Source organism: Shigella sp. FJ200513 (assembly GCF_040495915.1).
Classification (GTDB): Bacteria; Pseudomonadota; Gammaproteobacteria; order Enterobacterales; family Enterobacteriaceae; genus ECMA0423.
Genome location: NZ_JBDYCV010000049.1, coordinates 1 through 21,961, shown reverse-complemented (window position 1 = coordinate 21,961; position 21,961 = coordinate 1). Strand labels below are relative to the sequence as shown.

Annotated in this window: 16 protein-coding genes and 2 pseudogenes; 8 read left to right on the top strand and 10 right to left on the bottom strand. The window is 52.7% G+C overall.

What is annotated here, in order from left to right; genetic code table 11:
* Positions 1-21: 21 nt before the first annotated feature.
* From ABZJ92_RS12240 to acs, 4 genes are all read right to left on the bottom strand, one after another.
* Positions 22-1,314 (bottom strand): pentapeptide repeat-containing protein, encoded by a 1,293-nt coding sequence (locus tag ABZJ92_RS12240; RefSeq protein ID WP_001270108.1) that lies wholly within the window; start codon positions 1,312-1,314, stop codon positions 22-24.
* A gap of 177 nt (positions 1,315-1,491) precedes the next feature.
* On the bottom strand, positions 1,492-3,141 hold the full coding sequence (gene actP, locus ABZJ92_RS12235) for a cation/acetate symporter ActP (RefSeq protein ID WP_000832580.1): 1,650 nt from the start codon (positions 3,139-3,141) through the stop codon (positions 1,492-1,494).
* Positions 3,138-3,452: a DUF485 domain-containing protein gene (locus ABZJ92_RS12230; protein WP_001014565.1), complete on the bottom strand. Its 315-nt coding sequence runs from the start codon at positions 3,450-3,452 to the stop codon at positions 3,138-3,140. Before ABZJ92_RS12230 ends, actP begins: the two co-directional genes overlap by 4 nt.
* Before the next feature lie 199 nt (positions 3,453-3,651).
* Positions 3,652-5,610, bottom strand: coding sequence for an acetate--CoA ligase (acs, locus tag ABZJ92_RS12225; protein WP_353765439.1), 1,959 nt, complete (start codon positions 5,608-5,610; stop codon positions 3,652-3,654).
* Between the two features lie 392 nt (positions 5,611-6,002).
* On the opposite strand from acs, the gene nrfA reads away from it, so the two are divergent.
* The 8 genes from nrfA to gltP all read left to right on the top strand — a co-directional run bounded on the left by nrfA (position 6,003) and on the right by gltP (position 14,033).
* Positions 6,003-7,439 (top strand): ammonia-forming nitrite reductase cytochrome c552 subunit, encoded by a 1,437-nt coding sequence (gene nrfA, locus ABZJ92_RS12220; RefSeq protein WP_011069594.1) that lies wholly within the window; start codon positions 6,003-6,005, stop codon positions 7,437-7,439.
* A 44-nt stretch (positions 7,440-7,483) separates the two neighbouring features.
* Positions 7,484-8,050, top strand: coding sequence for a cytochrome c nitrite reductase pentaheme subunit (gene nrfB / locus ABZJ92_RS12215; protein WP_005050574.1), 567 nt, complete (start codon positions 7,484-7,486; stop codon positions 8,048-8,050).
* Positions 8,047-8,718 (top strand): cytochrome c nitrite reductase Fe-S protein, encoded by a 672-nt coding sequence (gene nrfC, locus ABZJ92_RS12210; protein WP_000220281.1) that lies wholly within the window; start codon positions 8,047-8,049, stop codon positions 8,716-8,718. Before nrfB ends, nrfC begins: the two co-directional genes overlap by 4 nt.
* Positions 8,715-9,671, top strand: coding sequence for a cytochrome c nitrite reductase subunit NrfD (nrfD, locus tag ABZJ92_RS12205; RefSeq protein ID WP_000195179.1), 957 nt, complete (start codon positions 8,715-8,717; stop codon positions 9,669-9,671). The genes nrfC and nrfD overlap by 4 nt, the downstream gene beginning before the upstream one ends.
* 19 nt (positions 9,672-9,690) lie before the next feature.
* Positions 9,691-11,409 carry a heme lyase CcmF/NrfE family subunit gene (locus ABZJ92_RS12200; RefSeq protein ID WP_071818682.1) on the top strand — a complete coding sequence of 573 codons (1,719 nt, stop codon included), beginning with the start codon at positions 9,691-9,693 and terminating at the stop codon, positions 11,407-11,409.
* Entirely contained in the window at positions 11,402-11,785 is a 384-nt protein-coding gene (gene nrfF / locus ABZJ92_RS12195; protein ID WP_001032549.1) for a heme lyase NrfEFG subunit NrfF, read from the top strand. The genes ABZJ92_RS12200 and nrfF overlap by 8 nt, the downstream gene beginning before the upstream one ends.
* Positions 11,782-12,378 carry a heme lyase NrfEFG subunit NrfG gene (gene nrfG, locus ABZJ92_RS12190; RefSeq protein WP_000812982.1) on the top strand — a complete coding sequence of 199 codons (597 nt, stop codon included), beginning with the start codon at positions 11,782-11,784 and terminating at the stop codon, positions 12,376-12,378. The genes nrfF and nrfG overlap by 4 nt, the downstream gene beginning before the upstream one ends.
* A gap of 341 nt (positions 12,379-12,719) precedes the next feature.
* Entirely contained in the window at positions 12,720-14,033 is a 1,314-nt protein-coding gene (gene gltP / locus ABZJ92_RS12185; protein WP_000789587.1) for a glutamate/aspartate:proton symporter GltP, read from the top strand.
* Positions 14,034-14,110: 77 nt separating this feature from the next.
* Here gltP and yjcO read toward each other — a convergent pair whose 3' ends face one another.
* From yjcO to ABZJ92_RS12155, 6 genes and pseudogenes are all read right to left on the bottom strand, one after another.
* Positions 14,111-14,800, bottom strand: a complete 690-nt coding sequence (yjcO, locus tag ABZJ92_RS12180) for a Sel1 family TPR-like repeat protein YjcO (RefSeq protein WP_000719886.1) — start codon at positions 14,798-14,800, stop codon at positions 14,111-14,113.
* Positions 14,801-14,893: 93 nt separating this feature from the next.
* Positions 14,894-17,041 (bottom strand): annotated as a pseudogene (gene fdhF / locus ABZJ92_RS12175) (formate dehydrogenase subunit alpha).
* Positions 17,042-17,238: 197 nt separating this feature from the next.
* On the bottom strand, positions 17,239-18,705 hold the full coding sequence (gene mdtP, locus ABZJ92_RS12170; protein ID WP_000610572.1) for a multidrug efflux transporter outer membrane subunit MdtP: 1,467 nt from the start codon (positions 18,703-18,705) through the stop codon (positions 17,239-17,241).
* Complete coding sequence (gene mdtO / locus ABZJ92_RS12165) at positions 18,702-20,744, bottom strand: multidrug efflux transporter permease subunit MdtO (protein ID WP_001275151.1); 2,043 nt, start codon at positions 20,742-20,744, stop codon at positions 18,702-18,704. The genes mdtP and mdtO overlap by 4 nt, the downstream gene beginning before the upstream one ends.
* Positions 20,744-21,775 carry a multidrug efflux transporter periplasmic adaptor subunit MdtN gene (gene mdtN / locus ABZJ92_RS12160; protein WP_000446384.1) on the bottom strand — a complete coding sequence of 344 codons (1,032 nt, stop codon included), beginning with the start codon at positions 21,773-21,775 and terminating at the stop codon, positions 20,744-20,746. Before mdtN ends, mdtO begins: the two co-directional genes overlap by 1 nt.
* An 18-nt stretch (positions 21,776-21,793) precedes the next feature.
* Positions 21,794-21,892, bottom strand: a pseudogene (locus ABZJ92_RS12155) (YtcA family lipoprotein); the annotation flags it as partial.
* Positions 21,893-21,961 lie beyond the last annotated feature (69 nt).

The following is a 21,961-nucleotide window of genomic DNA, read 5'->3' as shown; positions in this document are numbered from 1 at the left end:
TGGCTGTTCTTCGACTTAACCTCAATCTGCGTGTTGCATAATATCTGCAGTAATCTTCATAGCGACTGCATTAATATTATCCTCAGTTTGTGACATGCCAGTATGAGAGGTACAATCTTCTTCAAAGAATTTCTGTAGTGTTACCAGGGTATCACTATCAATGGGGATATTTTCCTCCCCACGGAGAATGGAAATGCCCATTCCCTGGACGCTAGCCTCATCGAAATTAACCCGATAGAGACGGGTATTAAACATACAGGCTTTTGTTAAAATAGAACAGTTGAAATGGCAGTTGCTTAAATTGGCATTATTAAAATTAACATTAGCCATATTAGAGCCGGTACATATAACCATTTCGAGGAATGTATTTGTCAGCCACGTACAAAAGAGTTTGCTATCAATTAAGTTTATATTCTGGAGGATTGCTTTGTTCAGATTGACGCGAGACAGATCAGCATGTTCAAAGTTAATTAAATCGAGTTTAGAGAAACTAAGGTCGGCTTTAAATAAATTAACATATGGCGCTATTACTTTATAAAGATTTACCTCAGCCATGTACGCCATATAAAAATTTGAATAGTCAAGGAAGGTATTTTTAATATTGGCTCTATTCATTGCTGCATTGTAGAATTGAACATGCATAGCGGAGCATGCATTTAGAGTTCCGTCGGCCATTTTTATCTGAGCGAAATTTGAGTCATCGAGAATACAATTATCAAAAAGTATTTTTTCCATTATGGCGTAATAAAAATTCGTTTTATACATATTACAGTCCTGGAAAATAGCGTTTTGTAGTCTGCAACCTGCAAAATTCGAATTGGATAAATCTTCATCTTTAATCACGATACCCTTCAGGCTAAGGTGTGAAAAATCGTAACCACCATTTACTATCTGTGGAATTTCGATAGTATTATTATGGACGGCGACATTATTTATAAAATATACCACCTTAATGGATACATCCTTTTCTTTACTAAGGTAAACTCTTCTCGTAATTCTATCGTCACATTTATTATTTGCATATAACGCTATATCTATAAAATATTTATGTATTTTCCTGTCCGTTTCTTTCGTGATTTTTCCTGATGGTAAACTATCATAAATTCTTTTCATTTTCTGAATCAAGCCTATCACTTTTTCATGATCATCTATTTTGAAAAGAGAGAGGGCTTTATTGTCAATTAACGTGTTTTTATGATGTTTGCTGTAATTATCTGATTTTGTTTTCTTTGTATGTGATGAACTTGTGATAGAGTGGTTATCGTTAATCTGGCAAAGAGGGAAAAACATATTATTTAAACCATTATAGCGCATAAAATATCCTTATAATTAACAAGAAAGAAAAGGCATATTCTCTGCATTATCATTTTCTACGACTGTCAAAAATCGCTCATTTTTTAATGAGTTTATTTGTTTAATATTATGGGAAAAGGTGATGCATGTTGGAGAGGAAGCGTATTCCCCGGTCAGGCGACCGGGGAAGGGGAGAGATTAATGTGCGCGGCCTTGCTCAACGCCAAAGCCGGTCTGGGAGCGGATAAACTGCGCGCGGAACAGTTCACGCTCGCGCGCCCCTTCCGCTGAGTTATCGGTTGCCGAGAAGAACCAGATGCCGAGGAATGCCACGCTGATAGAGAACAGCGCCGGGTATTCATACGGGAAGATGGCTTTTTCGTGACCGAGGATCTGTACCCAAATAGTCGGGCCGAGGATCATCAGCACCACTGCGGTAATCAGCCCCAGCCAGCCGCCCAGCATCGCGCCACGGGTAGTCAGTTTCGACCAGTACATGGAAAGCAGAATGATCGGGAAGTTACAGCTCGCCGCGATGGCAAACGCAAGGCCTACCATAAAGGCGATGTTCTGATTCTCAAACAGCACGCCGAGGATAATCGCAATCACGCCGAGGATCAGTACGGTGATTTTTGATACCCGCAGCTCTTCACGTTCGGTCGCGCCTTTTTTGAAGACGTTAGCGTACAAGTCATGCGAAACCGCCGATGCGCCCGCCAGCGTCAGATCCGCAACCACCGCGAGGATAGTGGCGAAAGCAACCGCTGAAATAAAACCGAGGAATAGGTTGCCGCCCACTGCATTCGCCAGGTGAACGGCCGCCATGTTGTTACCACCAATCAGATGGCCCGCCGCGTCTTTATATTCCGGATTCGCACCAACAAGCATGATCGCGCCGAAGCCGATAATAAAGGTCAGAATATAGAAGTAGCCCATAAATCCGGTGGCGTAGAACACGCTCTTACGTGCTTCGCGGGCATCGCTGACTGTAAAGAAGCGCATCAGAATGTGCGGCAAGCCCGCCGTACCAAACATCAGTCCCAGCCCCAGAGAGAGCGCGGAGATCGGATCTTTCACCAGTCCGCCCGGTTTCATGATGTCGACACCTTTCGGGTGTACCGCCATCGCTTCGCTGAACAGATTGTTGAAGCTAAAGCCGACGTGTTTCATCACCATAAAGGCCATAAAGCTGGCACCGAACAGCAACAGCACAGCTTTGATAATTTGTACCCAGGTGGTCGCCAGCATGCCGCCGAACAGGACGTACATCATCATCAGCACGCCGACCAGCACCACCGCAATGTGATAGTTAAGGCCAAACAGCAGCTCGATCAGTTTACCTGCGCCTACCATCTGAGCGATAAGGTAAAGCGCCACCACTACCAGAGAACCACAGGCCGAAAGAATACGAATCGGCCCTTGTTTCAGACGATAAGAGGCCACATCGGCAGAGGTGTAGCGTCCCAGGTTACGCAGACGTTCGGCAATCAGAAACAGAATGATTGGCCAGCCCACCAGGAAGCCCAACGAGTAGATCAGCCCGTCATAGCCGGAGGTAAACACCAGCGCGGAGATCCCCAAGAATGAGGCGGCGGACATATAGTCCCCGGCAATCGCCAGCCCGTTCTGGAAGCCAGTGATATTGCCGCCTGCGGTGTAGTAGTCGCTACGAGAACGTACGCGTTTTGATGCCCAGTAGGTAATGCCGAGCGTAAACACGACGAAAATCAGGAACATAATAATCGCCTGCCAGTTCGTTGGCTGGCGCTCTACGGCCCCGCTAATAGCATCCGCGGCGTTAGCTGCGAAAGGGAGTGTGGCGGCAAGCGCCGTCAGAACTCTTTTCATGATGCTTGTACCTCATGCAGGACTTCATTATTAAGACGGTCGAATTCGCCGTTCGCCCGCCAGATGTAGATACCGGTGAGAACAAAGGAGATCACAATCACTCCAACACCAATTGGAATACCGCGTGTGACGCTGGTGTTCGGATTCAGCGGCGTGCCCAGCCAGCCGGGCGCGAAGGCGATCAGTAAAATAAAGCCGATATAAACTGCCAGCATAATAATCGACAGGATGGTGGCAAACCGTTGCCGTTTTTCGACTAACTCCCTGAAATGCGCATTGTCTTCTATCCGCTGATAAATCGTACCATTCATCACAGATTCTCCAGAGGTAATGTAGGGATTGTTTTAATTCCCGCTCCCTTATGGGAGAAGGTTAACGCTCGGGTAACCCTTGCCGAATGTAGGCCGGATAAGGCGTTTACGCCGCATCCGGCAATCAATGCCTGATGCGACGCTGTCGCGTCTTATCAGGCCTACAAACCGTTACCGATTCGCATCCGGCAATTGTGGGTTACGATGGCATCGCGATAGCCTGCTTCTCTTCAAGCAGCTTCTCGACCACGCCAGGATCGGCAAGCGTCGAGGTATCGCCCAGGTTGCTGGTATCGCCCGCCGCAATTTTGCGCAGAATACGGCGCATAATTTTGCCGGAGCGGGTTTTAGGCAGGGAGTCGGTCCAGTGCAGCACGTCTGGCGTCGCCAGCGGGCCAATCTCTTTACGCACCCAGTTGCGGACTTCTGCGTACAGTTCTGGTGACGGTTCCTCCCCGTGATTAAGCGTGACATAGGCGTAGATCGCCTGACCTTTAATATTGTGCGGAATACCTACTACGGCGGCTTCGGCAATCTTCGGATGCGCCACCAGCGCCGACTCTATCTCTGCCGTCCCCAGACGGTGACCGGAGACGTTCAGCACGTCGTCCACACGCCCGGTGATCCAGTAATAGCCATCTTCATCGCGACGCGCGCCGTCGCCGCTGAAATACATATTTTTGAAGGTGGAAAAATAGGTCTGCTCAAAACGTTCGTGATCGCCAAACAGCGTACGCGCCTGACCAGGCCAGGAGTCGGTGATCACCAGGCTACCTTCGGTAGCCCCTTCCAGCGGGTTACCTTCGTTATCGACCAGCGCCGGTTGCACGCCGAAGAACGGACGTGTTGCCGAACCGGCTTTCAGCTCGGTAGCGCCAGGCAGCGGGGTGATCATGAAACCGCCGGTTTCGGTCTGCCACCAGGTATCGACCACCGGACATTTCTCGTTGCCGATTTTTTTCCAGTACCACTCCCACGCTTCCGGGTTAATTGGCTCGCCCACGGAACCGAGAATGCGTAGCGACGAACGGTCGGTGCCTTCAATCGCTTTATCGCCTTCCGCCATCAGCGCGCGGATCGCCGTGGGTGCGGTATAGAGAATATTGACCTGATGCTTGTCCACCACCTGCGCCATACGGGCAGGCGTCGGCCAGTTCGGTACGCCTTCAAACATCAGCGTGGTTGCGCCGCAGGCCAGCGGGCCGTACAGCAAATAACTGTGTCCGGTAACCCAGCCCACATCGGCGGTGCACCAGTAGATATCACCCGGATGATAATCAAAGACATATTTAAAGGTCAGCGCCGCGTACACCAGATAACCGCCGGTAGTGTGCAGTACGCCTTTTGGTTTTCCGGTAGAACCGGAGGTATAGAGAATAAACAGCGGATCTTCGGCGTTCATCTCTTCCGCCTCGTGCTGATCGCTGGCTTGCTCAACCAGGTCGTGCCACCACAGGTCGCGCCCTTCCTGCCAGTCGATGTTTCCGCCAGTACGCTTCAGTACCACCACATGCTCTACGCTGGTGACGTTCGGGTTTTTTAGTGCGTCATCAACGTTTTTCTTCAGCGGAATACTACGCCCGGCGCGCACGCCTTCGTCGGAAGTGATCACCAGTCGTGAGTTGGAATCAATAATGCGCCCGGCAACGGCTTCCGGCGAGAAGCCGCCGAAAATCACCGAATGCATCGCGCCAATGCGGGCGCAGGCCAGCATCGCAACCGCGGCTTCCGGCACCATCGGCATATAAATCGCCACCACATCACCTTTTTTAATGCCCAGCTCGAGCAGGGTATTGGCGAAGCGGCAGACGTCGCGGTGCAGCTCTTTATAGCTGATATGTTTGCTCTGGCTGGCGTCGTCGCCTTCCCAGATGATGGCGGTGCGATCGCCGTTTTCTTGCAGATGGCGGTCAAGGCAGTTTGCCGCCAGATTCAGCGTGCCGTCCTCGTACCATTTAATGGACACATTACCGGGGGCAAAGGAGGTATTTTTCACCTTCTGGTACGGTTTGATCCAGTCGAGAATTTTTCCCTGTTCGCCCCAGAAGGTATCAGGTACGTTAATAGATTGTTGATACATCGCCTCGTACTGCTGAGGGTTTATCAGGCAACGGTCTGCGATGTTGGCAGGAATGGTGTGTTTGTGAATTTGGCTCATGCTTTTGTTCTCCTTGTAGGATGTTAATAATATGTGGCATAAGCGTTAAATGTAGGGGTATTGGCAGTTTTGTTTAGTATTTGGGCGACAGATCACGCAAAAGTAGAATGGTGCAAATAAACGGCAGGGTAATTTTTGAAGGTCACCAACAAAAGTTGATTAATTCTTTGAGGAACATGCAGTTATGCATGCTGTTGAAAAAGAGGAAGATACTGACTAACTCTAAAGTGGTATTTCACATGCACTTACAATTGATTAAAGACAACATTCACAGTGTGGTTATTTGTTACACATAGGGGTGAGCAATGTCATGACAGTGTAGGTGCGGTTACTGTCGTGAAAAACAATAAAAACCGCCATTGCAACAATGGCGCAATTCGGATGAAGCCCCTATGACAAGGATAAAAATAAACGCACGCCGTATCTTCAGCTTATTGATTCCTTTTTTCTTTTTCACTTCTGTTCACGCTGAACAAACGGCAGCTCCCGCAAAACCTGTAACTGTGGAAGCGAAGAATGAAACCTTTGCCCCGCAGCATCACGATCAATATCTCTCCTGGAAAGCCACCTCGGAACAGTCAGAGCGTGTTGACGCCCTGGCGGAAGATCCACGGCTGGTGATCCTGTGGGCGGGGTATCCCTTCTCGCGCGATTACAACAAGCCTCGTGGACATGCCTTTGCTGTGACCGATGTGCGTGAAACCCTGCGTACCGGTGCGCCGAAAAACGCTGAAGATGGTCCGCTACCGATGGCGTGCTGGAGTTGTAAAAGCCCGGATGTGGCGCGTCTGATCCAGAAAGACGGCGAAGATGGCTACTTCCACGGTAAATGGGCGCGCGGCGGCCCGGAAATCGTCAACAACTTAGGTTGTGCCGACTGCCATAACACCGCCTCACCAGAGTTCGCCAAAGGCAAACCGGAGTTAACCCTTTCCCGTCCGTATGCGGCTCGCGCGATGGAAGCCATTGGTAAACCTTTTGAGAAAGCCGGACGTTTCGACCAGCAATCGATGGTTTGCGGTCAGTGCCATGTGGAGTATTACTTCGACGGCAAAAACAAAGCGGTTAAATTCCCGTGGGATGACGGCATGAAAGTCGAAAATATGGAGCAGTATTACGACAAAATTGCCTTCTCTGACTGGACTAACTCCCTGTCGAAAACGCCAATGCTGAAAGCGCAGCACCCGGAATATGAAACCTGGACAGCGGGCATTCACGGTAAAAACAACGTGACCTGTATCGACTGCCATATGCCAAAAGTGCAGAACGCCGAAGGCAAACTCTACACCGACCATAAAATTGGTAATCCGTTTGATAACTTCGCCCAGACTTGTGCGAACTGCCATACCCAGGATAAAGCTGCCTTGCAAAAAGTGGTCGCGGAACGTAAGCAATCGATTAACGACCTGAAAATCAAGGTTGAAGATCAACTGGTTCACGCTCACTTCGAAGCGAAAGCGGCGCTGGATGCAGGCGCGACGGAAGCCGAAATGAAGCCGATTCAGGACGATATCCGTCATGCCCAGTGGCGTTGGGATCTGGCGATTGCTTCCCACGGTATTCATATGCACGCACCGGAAGAAGGTCTACGGATGCTCGGTACGGCGATGGATAAAGCGGCGGATGCGCGCACCAAACTGGCGCGCCTGCTGGCGACCAAAGGTATCACCCATGAAATCCAGATCCCGGATATCTCGACCAAAGAGAAAGCCCAGCAGGCCATTGGCCTGAACATGGAACAAATCAAGGCCGAGAAGCAGGACTTCATCAAAACGGTGATCCCGCAGTGGGAAGAGCAGGCACGTAAAAACGGTCTGTTAAGCCAATAACCCCGTTCCGCCTCGCAAGGGGCGGAAAACACAATGGAGTGAATATGAGCGTATTACGTTCGTTATTAACTGCTGGGGTGCTGGCGTCGGGCCTGTTGTGGAGCCTGAACGGAATTACCGCTACCCCTGCGGTGCAGGCATCTGGTGATCGCTACGAAGTTACCCAGCAGCGTAACCCGGATGCCGCCTGTCTGGACTGTCATAAACCAGATACCGAAGGTATGCATGGCAAACATGCTTCCGTTATCAACCCGAATAACAAATTGCCGGTCACCTGCACCAACTGTCACGGCCAAGCATCACCGCAACACCGCGAAGGGGTGAAAGATGTGATGCGCTTTAACGAGCCGATGTATAAGGTCGGAGAGCAGAACAGCGTCTGTATGTCCTGTCATCTGCCGGAACAGTTGCAAAAAGCGTTCTGGCCGCACGATGTCCACGTAACCAAAGTGGCGTGCGCCAGCTGCCATTCCCTGCATCCACAGCAAGATACGATGCAGACGTTAAGTGACAAAGGACGGATTAAGATTTGCGTCGATTGCCACAGCGATCAGCGCACCAATCCGAACTTTAACCCGGCGTCTGTTCCGTTGCTTAAGGAGCAGCCATGACCTGGTCTCGTCGCCAGTTTCTCACCGGCGTCGGCGTGCTGGCAGCCGTCAGCGGCACCGCAGGGCGCGTGGTGGCGAAAACGTTGAATATCAATGGGGTGCGTTACGGCATGGTGCATGACGAGTCGTTATGCATCGGCTGTACCGCCTGTATGGATGCTTGTCGGGAAGTGAACAAGGTGCCGGAAGGCGTCTCGCGCCTGACGATTATTCGTAGCGAGCCGCAGGGCGAATTTCCTGATGTGAAATATCGCTTCTTCCGTAAGTCTTGCCAGCACTGCGATCATGCGCCGTGCGTTGACGTCTGCCCGACCGGTGCGTCTTTTCGTGATGCCGCTAGCGGGATTGTCGATGTTAATCCTGATCTCTGCGTCGGTTGTCAGTACTGCATCGCCGCCTGTCCGTACCGCGTGCGCTTTATCCATCCGGTCACGAAGACGGCGGACAAATGCGATTTCTGTCGTAAGACCAATTTGCAGGCCGGTAAGCTTCCCGCGTGCGTTGAAGCTTGCCCGACGAAGGCGCTGACGTTTGGCAATCTGGACGATCCTAACAGTGAGATTTCGCAACTGCTGCGCCAGAAGCCTACTTACCGCTACAAGCTGGCGCTGGGAACCAAACCGAAGCTGTACCGCGTACCGTTTAAATACGGGGAGGTGAGCCAATGACGCAGACTTCCGCATTTCATTTTGAATCGCTGGTGTGGGACTGGCCGATTGCCATCTACCTGTTTTTGATTGGTATTTCTGCCGGTCTGGTGACGCTGGCCGTGCTGTTACGTCGCTTCTACCCGCAGGCGGGCGGTGCAGACAGTACGTTGCTGCGCACCACGCTGATTGTCGGGCCGGGCGCGGTGATCCTCGGTCTGTTGATCCTCGTCTTCCACCTGACAAGACCGTGGACCTTCTGGAAGCTGATGTTCCACTACAGTTTTACCTCGGTGATGTCGATGGGGGTGATGCTGTTTCAGCTCTACATGGTGGTGCTGGTGCTGTGGCTGGCGAAAATCTTTGAACATGATTTGCTTGCCCTGCAACAACGCTGGTTGCCGAAGCTGGGGATCGTGCAAAAGGTTCTGAGCCTGCTGACGCCCGTTCATCGCGGACTGGAAACGCTGATGCTGGTGTTGGCGGTGCTGCTGGGGGCTTATACCGGCTTTCTGCTGTCGGCGCTGAAATCGTATCCGTTCCTCAATAACCCGAGCCTGCCGGTGCTGCTCCTCTTCTCCGGCATCTCGTCCGGTGCGGCGGTGGCGCTGATCGCCATGGCGATACGCCAACGCAGTAACCCGCATTCCACGGAAGCGCACTTTGTTCACCGGATGGAAATCCCCGTGGTATGGGGTGAAATCTTCCTGCTGGTGGCGTTTTTTGTCGGTCTGGCGCTGGGCGATGACGGTAAAGTTCGTGCGCTGGTGGCGGCATTAGGTGGCGGTTTCTGGACGTGGTGGTTCTGGCTTGGTGTCGCCGGGCTGGGGCTGATTGTGCCAATGTTGCTCAAACCGTGGGTCAATCGCAGTTCCGGCATTCCTGCCGTGCTGGCGGCGTGTGGGGCCAGTCTGGTCGGCGTGTTGATGCTGCGCTTTTTCATTCTCTACGCCGGACAGTTGACGGTGGCGTAAGCCAGAAAAGAGGTGGTTTCTGGACGTATTCCTTCCTGAAGTCGGTTTTCTGGCGTTGTTGTTAAGTCTCGGGGTCAACGTGTTGACCCCGTTGACGGCCTTTGCGGGAGTGCGGTTGCGCTGGCCTGCCATGATGCGACTCACTTGCATCGGCATTCTGGCGCAGTTCGCGCTCCTGCTGCTCGCCTTTGGCGTACTGACGTATTGTTTTCTCATCAGCGATTTCTCGGTCATTTATGTCGCCCAACATAGCTACAGCCTGCTGTCGTGGGAACTCAAACTGGCGGCGGTGTGGGGCGGTCATGAAGGTTCGCTGCTGCTTTGGGTGCTGCTGCTTTCCGCCTGGAGCGCGCTGTTTGCCTGGCATTATCGGCAGCAAAGCGATCCGCTATTTCCGCTGACGCTAGCCGTTTTATCTCTCATGCTCGCCGCACTGCTACTGTTTGTGGTGCTGTGGTCCGATCCCTTCGTGCGGATATTTCCACCAGCAATCGAAGGCCGCGATCTCAATCCGATGCTGCAACATCCCGGTCTTATCTTTCATCCACCGCTGCTTTACCTTGGCTATGGCGGTTTGATGGTAGCGGCGAGCGTGGCGCTGGCGAGTCTACTGCGCGGCGAGTTTGATGCGGCCAGCGCCCGAATTTGCTGGCGCTGGGCGTTACCTGGCTGGAGTGCATTAACGGCGGGGATCATCCTCGGTTCCTGGTGGGCCTACTGCGAACTCGGCTGGGGCGGCTGGTGGTTCTGGGATCCGGTGGAAAACGCCTCTTTATTACCCTGGCTTTCTGCCACTGCGCTGCTGCACAGTTTGTCCCTGACACGCCAGCGGGGGATTTTCCGCCACTGGTCGCTGTTGCTGGCGATAGTTACTCTGATGCTGTCGCTGCTGGGCACCTTAATTGTCCGTTCTGGCATTCTGGTTTCGGTTCATGCGTTCGCACTGGATAACGTCCGCGCCGTGCCGTTGTTCAGCCTGTTTGCACTGATTAGCCTTGCGTCTTTGGCTCTGTATGGCTGGCGAGCGCGGGACGGTGGCCCGGCGGTGCGTTTTTCGGGGTTATCGCGGGAAATGTTAATCCTCGCTACGCTGTTGCTGTTTTGCGCAGTGCTACTGATCGTGCTGGTGGGAACGCTTTATCCGATGATTTACGGCCTGCTGGGCTGGGGACGCCTCTCCGTTGGCGCGCCGTATTTTAACCGCGCGACGTTACCGTTTGGTCTGTTGATGCTGGTGGTGATTGTGCTGGCGACGTTTGTCTCTGGCAAACGCGTGCAGCTTCCGGCGCTGGTAGCTCATGCTGGCGTGCTGTTATTTGCCGCGGGGATCGTGGTTTCCAGTGTCAGTCGTCAGGAGATCAGCCTGAATTTACAGCCGGGTCAGCAGGTGACGCTGGCAGGATACACCTTCCGTTTTGAGCGACTCGATCTGCAAGCCAGAGGCAATTACACCAGCGAAAAAGCGATAGTGGCGCTGTTTGACCATCAGCAACGCATTGGTGAATTAACGCCGGAGCGGCGTTTTTATGAAGCACGCCGTCAGCAAATGATGGAACCGTCAATTCGCTGGAACGGCATCCATGACTGGTATGCGGTCATGGGTGAAAAAACCAGAGCGGATCGTTACGCTTTTCGTTTGTATGTACAAAGCGGTGTGCGCTGGATCTGGGGGGGAGGATTGTTGATGATTGCGGGCGCATTGTTAAGCGGATGGCGGGGGAAGAAGCGCGATGAATAAAGGGCTTCTCACGCTACTGCTGTTATTTACCTGTTTTGCGCGCGCTCAGGTTGTAGACACCTGGCAATTCGCCAATCCGCAACAACAGCAACAGGCGTTAAATATTGCCAGCCAGTTACGTTGTCCGCAGTGCCAGAATCAAAACTTACTCGAATCCAATGCGCCGGTGGCGGTCAGTATGCGCCATCAGGTTTATAGCATGGTGTCGGAGGGGAAGAACGAAGTCGAAATCATTGGCTGGATGACCGAACGCTACGGAGATTTTGTTCGCTATAACCCACCGTTAACGGGTCAGACGCTGGTGTTGTGGGCGCTGCCAGTGGTGTTGTTATTGCTGATGGCACTGATCCTCTGGCGAGTGAGGGCTAAGCGATGAAACAGCCTCAAATACCGGTGAAAATGCTGACAACACTCACGATATTGATGGTATTCCTCTGTGTCGGCAGTTATCTGTTAAGCCCAAAATGGCAGGCGGTACGTGCGGAGTATCAGCGTCAGCGCGATCCGCTACATCAGTTTGCCAGCCAGCAAACCCCGGAAGCGCAGCTTCAGGCATTGCAGGATAAAATCCGCGCTAATCCACAAAACAGCGAACAATGGGCGTTACTGGGCGAGTACTATCTGTGGCAAAACGATTACAGCAATTCGCTGCTGGCGTATCGTCAGGCGTTGCAACTACGTGGTGAGAACGCTGAACTGTATGCGGCGCTGGCGACGGTGCTTTATTACCAGGCCAGCCAGCATATGACCGCCCAGACTCGCGCAATGATCGACAAAGCCCTCGCGCTGGACTCTAACGAAATCACCGCTCTGATGCTGCTGGCTTCCGATGCGTTTATGCAGGCGAATTACGCGCAAGCCATCGAACTATGGCAAAAAGTGATGGATCTCAACTCACCCCGGATCAACCGGACACAGCTGGTCGAGTCGATTAATATGGCAAAACTGTTGCAGCGGAGATCGGATTAATCATCTGGTGATGAAGATTATGTCATTGAGCTGCATAAAAAATAATCGAATGAACATATGCCAAAAATAATCACCAATCAGTATTATTGCAGATTAAACAAATAAAAATCTTTCCATAACAAATGGTTATTCATTAATCCTGCCATAAACTCGCGTTATTATGCATTAATGCAGCGAAAAGCTCTGTTGTTAAAGGGTTGCGCAACATACCGCGCAAATGATACTGATCATAAGCGTTAAAAAAATCTACAAACCAACGCAACACAATTCATGCCCTGGCAGTATGTCACGTTCTCGCGTTTCTGAACGGGGAACGGCGCTCCATTGAGGAAGTTATTCTGATGAAAAATATAAAATTCAGCCTGGCCTGGCAGATTCTGTTTGCTATGGTGCTGGGCATTCTCCTGGGAAGCTACCTGCACTACCATAGCGACAGCCGCGACTGGCTGGTCGTCAATTTGCTCTCTCCGGCGGGTGATATCTTCATCCATCTGATCAAAATGATTGTTGTGCCGATTGTGATCTCCACGCTGGTGGTGGGTATCGCGGGTGTTGGTGATGCCAAACAGCTCGGGCGTATTGGCGCGAAAACCATTATTTACTTCGAGGTGATCACCACCGTCGCCATCATTTTGGGGATCACTCTGGCGAACGTCTTCCAGCCCGGTGCCGGGGTGGATATGTCGCAGCTGGCGACCGTCGATATCTCGAAATATCAGAGCACTACGGAAGCGGTACAAAGCAGTTCCCACGGCATTATGGGCACGATTTTGTCGCTGGTGCCGACGAACATTGTGGCGTCGATGGCGAAAGGCGAAATGCTGCCGATCATCTTTTTCTCGGTGCTGTTTGGTCTGGGGCTTTCTTCCCTGCCCGCGACGCATCGTGAACCGCTGGTGACCGTGTTCCGCTCCATCTCTGAAACCATGTTTAAAGTGACTCACATGGTGATGCGTTATGCACCGGTGGGTGTGTTTGCGCTGATTGCGGTGACGGTGGCTAACTTTGGTTTCTCGTCTCTGTGGCCACTGGCGAAACTGGTGCTGCTGGTGCATTTCGCCATTCTGTTCTTCGCGCTGGTAGTGCTGGGAATTGTGGCACGTCTGTGCGGGTTAAGCGTCTGGATCCTGATTCGTATTCTGAAAGATGAGCTGATTCTGGCGTACTCCACTGCCAGCTCTGAAAGCGTACTGCCGCGAATTATTGAGAAGATGGAAGCCTACGGAGCACCGGCGTCGATCACCAGCTTCGTGGTGCCGACCGGTTACTCTTTTAACCTTGATGGTTCGACGCTGTATCAAAGTATTGCCGCTATTTTCATCGCTCAGCTGTATGGCATTGACCTGTCCATCTGGCAGGAAATCATTCTGGTGCTGACGCTGATGGTGACCTCGAAAGGGATTGCTGGCGTGGCTGGCGTGTCGTTTGTGGTGTTGCTGGCAACGCTGGGTAGCGTAGGTATTCCGCTGGAAGGTCTGGCGTTTATTGCTGGTGTTGACCGTATCCTCGACATGGCGCGTACTGCGCTGAACGTGGTGGGTAATGCGCTGGCGGTGCTGGTGATTGCCAAGTGGGAACACAAATTTGACCGCAAAAAGGCGCTGGCTTATGAGCGTGAAGTGCTGGGCAAATTTGATAAAACTGCGGATCAATAATTGAAGATTGCCGGGGATATCCCCCGGCAATGTGTGGATGCCTGATGCGACGCTTGCCGCGTCTTATCAGGCCTACCTTAACCGTTGGTTAATTTTTCAAACTCTTCACACCCGGTATCAAACCCTTCCATACAGCTCAGGTTCAACCAGTGCAGCGCCTTTTGTTTGTTCTTCTCGATAAAACCTTCCTCACCGTTTAAGAACATCATTCCCGCCCAGTACTCGGAATAACCGGTTCGGGAAATTGCAGAGCTGCGTTTGAAATACCAGGTTGCCTTGTCATCGTCGGCCTTAATGCCCACGCCGTTGGCGTAAATCAAACCAAGCAGCATTTGGGCATCGACGGCGGAGTCATTCTCCAGATCTTCCGAGGCGTTTTCTAACAGCGAAATCGCCTTTGGATAATCCGGTTTACCCGCTTGAGTATTTACCAGAATATGCGCCAGCGTTACTTCACCTTCTTTACTGCCCGCTTGCGCCGCTTTCTCTGCAAGAACTTTTGCTTGTGGATAGTCCAGACTGACCGGATTGGTGATTTTGATCTGCGCCAACAGCGCGCAGGCATCAGCATCACCGCTGTCGGCGGCTTTCTGTGCCCAATATTCGGCTTTGCTCAAATCGCCGGAGCTAAACCAGCTGTCGGCAAGAAAATATTGTGCACGTCGGTCCCCGGCCTCTGCTGCCTTTAAATACTGGCTGCCAGGCTCGGAGTCGTTCGCGTGGGCAAAGAATGTCAAAAACAACATCAATGCGATAATTTTTTTCATTTTGATAATACGATTGGGTAGGGAGTAACCAGTATAAAGAGTTCGAATGGATAAAAAAACAGCCTCCGAAAGGAGGCTGTAGAAAGGACTGTATTACGCCAGTGCCGCTTCGCGCAGGCGAGTTTTCAACTTGTTGTACTCGTCAATCACGTACTGCTCGGCGGCGCGCTGATCGGAGATCGGCTCGACGCGCACGGCGCAGTATTTGTATTCCGGCGTTTTCGTAATCGGGCTTAAGCTTTCGGTAACCAGCTCGTTACAGGCACCAATCCACCACTGGTAGGTCATGTAAATCGCCCCTTTGTTCGGACGATCGCTGACCTGCGCACGGGTGATAATTTTGCCTTTACGCGAGTGCACTCAAACCAATGCCTCATCTTCAATACCCAGACGTTTGGCGTCTTCGGTATTGATTTGTGCGTAGCCAGGTTCATCAGCCAGCGCCGCCAGTGCCGCACAGTTACCGGTCATCGAACGGCAAGAGTAGTGACCAACTTCACGCACCGTTGACAGTACCATCGGGTACTCGTCGGTGAGTTTGTCGATTGGCGCTACCCAGTCGCAGGTGAAGAACTGCGCCAGACCGTTCGGGGTATCAAACTTCTCTTTAAACAGATAAGAAGTCCCCTGATCGGCATCTGAAGTATCGCGGCAAGGCCACTGAATGAAGCCCAGTTCGCCCATTTTCTCGTAAGTCGCACCGTAGAAATCCGGGCACAGATGACGCAACTCATCCCAGATCTCCTGGGTGTTGTTGTAGTGCATCGGATAACCCATACGGGTGGCGATTTCACTGATGATTTGCCAGTCCGTTTTCAGATCCCATTTCGGTTCAACTGCTTTGAAGAAACGCTGGAAGCCACGGTCAGCCGCAGTAAACACGCCTTCATGCTCGCCCCACGACGTTGACGGCAAAATGACATCCGCCGCCGACGCGGTTTTGGTTATAAAGATGTCCTGAACGATGACCAGTTCCAGATCTTCAAAGGCTTTACGTACTGCCGACAGCTCCGCATCAGTTTGCAGCGGATCTTCGCCCATAATGTACGCGGCACGCACTTCGCCATGCGCTGCGCGGTGCGGCAGCTCGCTGATGCGATAGCCGGTATGAGCAGGCAGGCTTTCCACGCCCCAGGCTTTGGCGAATTTTTCGCGGTTAGCCGGATCTTTCACGTACTGGTATCCCGGATACGTATCCGGCAGCGCGCCCATATCGCAGGCACCCTGCACGTTGTTCTGACCACGAACCGGGTTTACACCCGCATGCGGCTTACCGAGGTTACTGGTCAGCATCGCGAGGCTGGTCAGAGAACGCACGGTTTCCACGCCCTGGTAGAACTGGGTTACACCCATGCCCCACAGGATGGCGGCGCTTTTCGCCTGGGCATACATCCGTGCCGCCTGACGAATCTCACTGGCGCTGACACCGGTGATATCTTCAACCGACTCCGGCGTGTAGCCTTCAACGATTTTACGATACTCTTCAAAGCCTTCTGTACGGGAAGCGACGAACGCTTTGTCGTACAGATTTTCTTCAATAATGACATGGCCCATCGCATTCAACAGCGCGATGTTCGAGCCGTTTTTCAGTGCAATGTGCATGTCAGCAATGCGCGCGGTTTCAATTTTGCGCGGATCGCAGACGATAATTTTCGCCCCGTTACGTTTAGCGTTAATTACGTGATTCGCCACGATTGGGTGGGAATCCGCCGGGTTGTACCCGAAAACGAACACTAAATCGGTATTATCAATTTCGTTAATAGCATTGCTCATTGCGCCATTACCGACCGATTGGTGCAGACCTGCAACCGATGGGCCGTGTCAGACACGAGCGCAGCAGTCAACGTTATTGGTACCAATAACGGCGCGCGCAAATTTTTGCATTACATAGTTGGTTTCGTTACCCGTACCACGCGAGGAGCCGGTCGTCTGGATGGCATCCGGACCGTACTTCTCTTTGATGGCGCTCAGGCGCTCGGCAACGTAATTCAGTGCCTCATCTCAGGAAACAGGTTCGAGTTTGCCGCCACGCTGGCGACGGATCATGGGGGTTTTCAGGCGCGGGGTCAGGATCTGGGTATCGTTAATGAAATCCCAGCCATAATAACCCTTCAGACACAGGGTACCCTGGTTGGTTTTCCCCTGCGCTGCCTCCGCCCGGACGATTTTGCCGTTATCGACGACCAGGTTGATTTTGCAACCTGATGCGCAATAGGGGCAAACCGTGACGACTTTTTTCATCGGTCTCGCTCCAGTTAATCAAATCACGCATACGCGCTCTCGACTACAGTATGCATCTTTTATGCCACATTTTATTTGGGGTCATTCCCTGATATTACGGGCACTATTTATTCAAAACTCTGACGAAAAACAGGCTGTCGTCAGTTTTGACGTGACGAAACGAAATACCGCGTGACAGCCATCACGCGGCAGACATTTTATTTTTTCTCGACGACGGGAGCCGCCTGATACCCGCCGCCCAGCGATTTCATCAACTGAATGCTTTGGATCACCCGGCGGCTGTCCAGCATCAGTAATGACATCTCTTCGGCAAGTACTGGCAACCGGGCTTCAGTGGCCTGTAAGCGGCTGGTTAAGCCGCGCTGATAGGCGGCCTCGGCAGCGCGCTGGGTGAAGCGCGTTGCTTCCACGTGTTCAGCCTGCATTTCTCGCTCGTCGTTGAGCGTTTGCAGACGCGTGCCGTTGACGGCAACGTCACGCACCGCGTTCAGTACTGACTGGTTGTAACGTTCAATCATCATGTTGCTGGCGGCGCGCGTGCCTTCGAGATTGGCATTCAACCGTCCACCGTCAAACAGCGGCAATTTCAGACCCGGGATGAAGTTGAACTGGCGACTGGTTTTTTTGAATAAGGTATCCAGGTGGATGGCATCAAGGCCGAAAAACGCTTTGATATCAAAGCTCGGATAGAACAACGCCCGCGCGGAATCCACCTGATCTAATGACGCCTGAACATACCAGCGCATGGCTTGCAGATCCGGGCGTCTGGCGAGCAACTCATAAGAGAGTGTCGCCGGAATGCCGGTCTGGACTCGTGGTAATGCCACAGGTTTGATCTCCGGCATATCGCTGGCTCCCGCGCCAATCAATGCGCGCAGAGATTCTCTCGTTTCGGTGATTTGCCCTTTGACGGCAGCAATTTGTTTATCGACCGCCAGAATCTGTGCCCGCGCGCCGTGGAAAGGCACTTGTGCTTCCAGACCGTGCGCCACTTTACTTTGGTGCGCTTTCACCGCGTAATCAATCACATCGCGAGTTTGTTCTAACAGATCGAGCATCTGATAGCTGGCCTGCATACTGTAATAAAGCTGCGCTACGCCCGTGGTCAGCGATAGCTCTACTGCTGCGGTTTCTGCCAGCGCGGCATTATGCGCGCCAATGGCGGCGGCAACCGCTGAGCGATGCACACCCCACAAATCAAGATCCAGTCCGGCAAACAAACCTACTGTGGCTTCCGTATAGTACGGCCCGTCCATCCCCAGTGCGGGCGCATCCATCGCATAAGGGCTTAAAAAGCCGTTCGCCGAGACACGTTGGCGGTTAAGCATCCCTAACGCTGCCACCTGCAACTGTGAACCGGCATCTAACAAATCGGCCTGCGATTGCGCTTTTTCTTCCCGCAGTTTCGCTTCGGCGAGGGTGTGTGAACCACTTAGCGTCCGTTGGATCAGGGCATCCAACTGCGGGTCATTGAGTTGTTTCCACCACTGCGCCTGCGGCCAGCCGGAGCTGGCAAGATGAATATCATCGGCCAGTTTGATTTGTTCCGGTTTGAGCTGTTGATGAGGCGCAGAATCCTTACGTACCAGGGCACAGCCGGAAATCAGCGTCGTGCTGCCGAGAATGCTGCACAACAGCAGACGTGAAAGTTGACGATTGATCATTGCGTGGCTCCTTGTGCCTGTTCCGTGGCGGGCGTTAATGCCGGGGCTGTCCAGTCTGGCAAGCGGGCGAAAAGCTGGCAGACGTGTTGCTCCTGTTTTAATAAGGTGGGCAGGATGGCCTGCGAGGTGGGTGTCTCTTCAAGCGTTATTTGAGGAGAACGGCTGAGTGCGGTTGCCAGACCGGCAGCGTATTTCTCCAGGGCGTCGGCAAACTGACCTGCTCTGTCCGGCTGTAGTGCGTTATCCAGCGCCTGCGCCGAATTCCAGGTGGCATCCCAGGCGTGAAGGATATCGCGGCCCTGACGAATAACCGTTTGCGAACGTTCAATCAGTAAGGCGCGTTCTTCGCTGTCCAGTTGACGCTCCAGCGCCACGCGTTGGCACATCTCTTCACAGGCATTAAACGCCGCATGCAGACCGATACGAATTTGCAGATAAGTGCGCAGAGCCGTGACTTCCTGCTGGCGTGGGATCCGCATTACTTTACTTAACATACCCAGCGCGCCAGCCAGTTTTTGCGGCAGCGTGCGCGCTTCACTTTCAGGCCAGACAAAGGTGTAAATCATCGCGGACACCACGGTACCAATGATGATACCCAGGGCGCGATCGCGAATTTCCACCAGGTCGTACACTGGGCCAAAAACGTTTTCGAGCGTGGCGAGCGCGAAGGTGACCACCATCTGTGTGCCGATATAAGAAGAGCGTTCAGAGCTGGTGGCAATCCATGCGCCCAACAGGAAAATCGGTGCCAGCACAAACAGCAATTCGACAATATTGTCCAGCCAGGGCATGACCAGTAGCGTGAATAACAGCGCCAGAATCGCGCCGCAAAAGGCCCCGCCAAAACGCAGCACCATCTTCTGGTACGACGAACCGACATTTGGATTAGCGACGATCACGCAGGTCAGCATACAGGTGTGAATGCCTTCCCAGTCCACGCCGCTGTAAAAGGTGTAACAGATCAAACAGGCGAGCAATGTTTTTACCGCGTAGCGTATATAGTCTGGATTGGTAAAAGCATCGGCGACCATTGATGGCGGTTTGGCGGCGGGCGTTGGCGGCGTATTCGGGTTCATCTGGCCCAGTTGTAACAACGTCTGGCAGATATTCTCCAGGTTACATTCCCGTGCCGCCACCGCTTCACTTTCACTGAGCCGCCAGTCGCTTTGCCAGCACTGACCTTCAGCAACGGCATGCTGCAGCTTGTTGATTTCTGAGGCTAATTTTTGCCGAAATTCAATAATTGCCTGAGAATCAGCAAAAGAGGTGGGATCGTAGCGATTCAGCGTCGAGTAAATGTAGGTTACCGTTGCCACGCAGCTTTGCCACCATGCGCTTTGAGTTCGCCAGTTGGCATCGTCCGCGAGACAAAAGACATTCAGTTTTTGCAGCGCCAGCGCCTCTCTTTCAATCCGCGTTTCGGGTAGCGGTGCGAGGCTGTCCGTCAGGTGGCTAATGGCATCATCAAGCCGATCATTAAGCGCTTGATGCATTTGCGTAATGGCACGATTGGGAAACCACAGCACGCCGATTAACGTCATCAGCAAGGTTGGATAGAGGCCAACAACGATACACCACAGCGTTAAGCGCACGACTACTTCCGGATAGTCGAGCATGGCGGGGAAGGTTTGCCCGTAAATGGCGACAGCGAAAAAGACCAGTCCCAGCCGATGGGTGCGCATCAAAAACATGCAGCCCATCAGGATCGGCCCGGCGATGATCAATCGGATCAACGGTTCGCCGTATGACCATTTGTAGATCAAAAACAGGCTGCCGATCTCCAGCACCGTGGCAACCACAAACAAGATCGCCACAAATTTGGTGTAAAACGCGTTCGACTGAATACCGTAAAACAGCACTGCCAGCGATAACGCCACAAAAGGGATCTCAAAAGTCATCGAGATCAGAATCACCAGCAGGCAGCCTACCCAGAGTTGCACGATCTGCGGCACGCGGCCGGGTCGCCGCTCGCTTAACTCTTCATGAAAGAACGCCAGCAGCCTGACCACCGGTAATGGCAGGGAGTTGAGCGCGCTCATTATTGCGGCTCAAGATTAGCGACTGCCGAAGCGCCGATGCGGAACATTTCCGGGTCAGGTTTATCGACCATGATTTTGACCGGAAAACGCTGGGCAACGCGGACCCAGTTAATAGAACGAGACACTTTTGGCAGGCCGCCCAGCACCAGGCCGCCGTCATCCGGTAGCACGCCGTAGCCAATCGAATCCACTTTACCCTCGAAGGTTTTGCCGCTGTCACTCATCAGGCGAATCGTTGCGGGTGTACCTGAGCGAATATTTTTCAGATCGGTTTCGCGGAAGTTGGCGATCACGTACCAGTGACGAGTGTCGATGAGGGTAAAAATAGGGCGCATGGCAGAAGCAAATTGCCCGACGGAGGTTTTGAGGGAAATGATCCGGCCATCAAATGGCGCGCGAACGGTCGTCATTTCCAGATGTAGTTTGGTCAGGGCAATATCCGCTTCGACCGCCGCACGTTGCGCCACCAGCGCATCGACGCCGCTGACGGCGCTGGCGGCTGACTGCGCCTGTAACAATACGGCATTAAGATCCGCTTCTGCGGCGCGCTGCGCCGTTCTTGCACGGTCAACGTCTTCTGCTGAGACAAAACCCTCTTTCAGTAATGGCTCGGTGCGGCGTAATGTATCTGTGGCCTGTTTCGCGGCGGCACGGGCTTTTTCTACCGTGGCATTAACCGAGTCGGCACCAAACTGTTGGGCGTCAACGCTACGCTGGGTGAGCATAATTTGCTTATCCAGCGCCGCGAGGGAGGCTTCGGCTTTCGCCAGGTTGGCTTCGTACGGGCGCGGGTCGATGCGGAACAGCAAATCGCCCTGTTTCACCGCCTGGTTGTCGGTGACCGCCAGTTCTACAATGCGACCGCTGACTTCCGGCACCACATCAATGGTATCTGCTGACGCGTAAGCGTCATTAGTTGATGGCGCACTGTCTACGCGCCAGATAACGAAAACAAGGGCAACCAGCGCCAACGCAACCACTAACAGAGCAGGGAATTTACTGCGAGGTGCTTTTTTCGGCGTACTTTCCATGAGCGCGTCTCAAATAGATTAGAAAAATGCCAGCCAGAACAGCATGGCGTAGAGAGCAAAAAGGGCGGTATAAATAATTCCGACAAATGCCAGATTGATATTTGCCCGCTGGGTAATGCTGCCAACTTACTGATTTAGTGTATGATGGTGATTTTAAGGTGCTTGCGTGGCTTCCATTTCCATCAG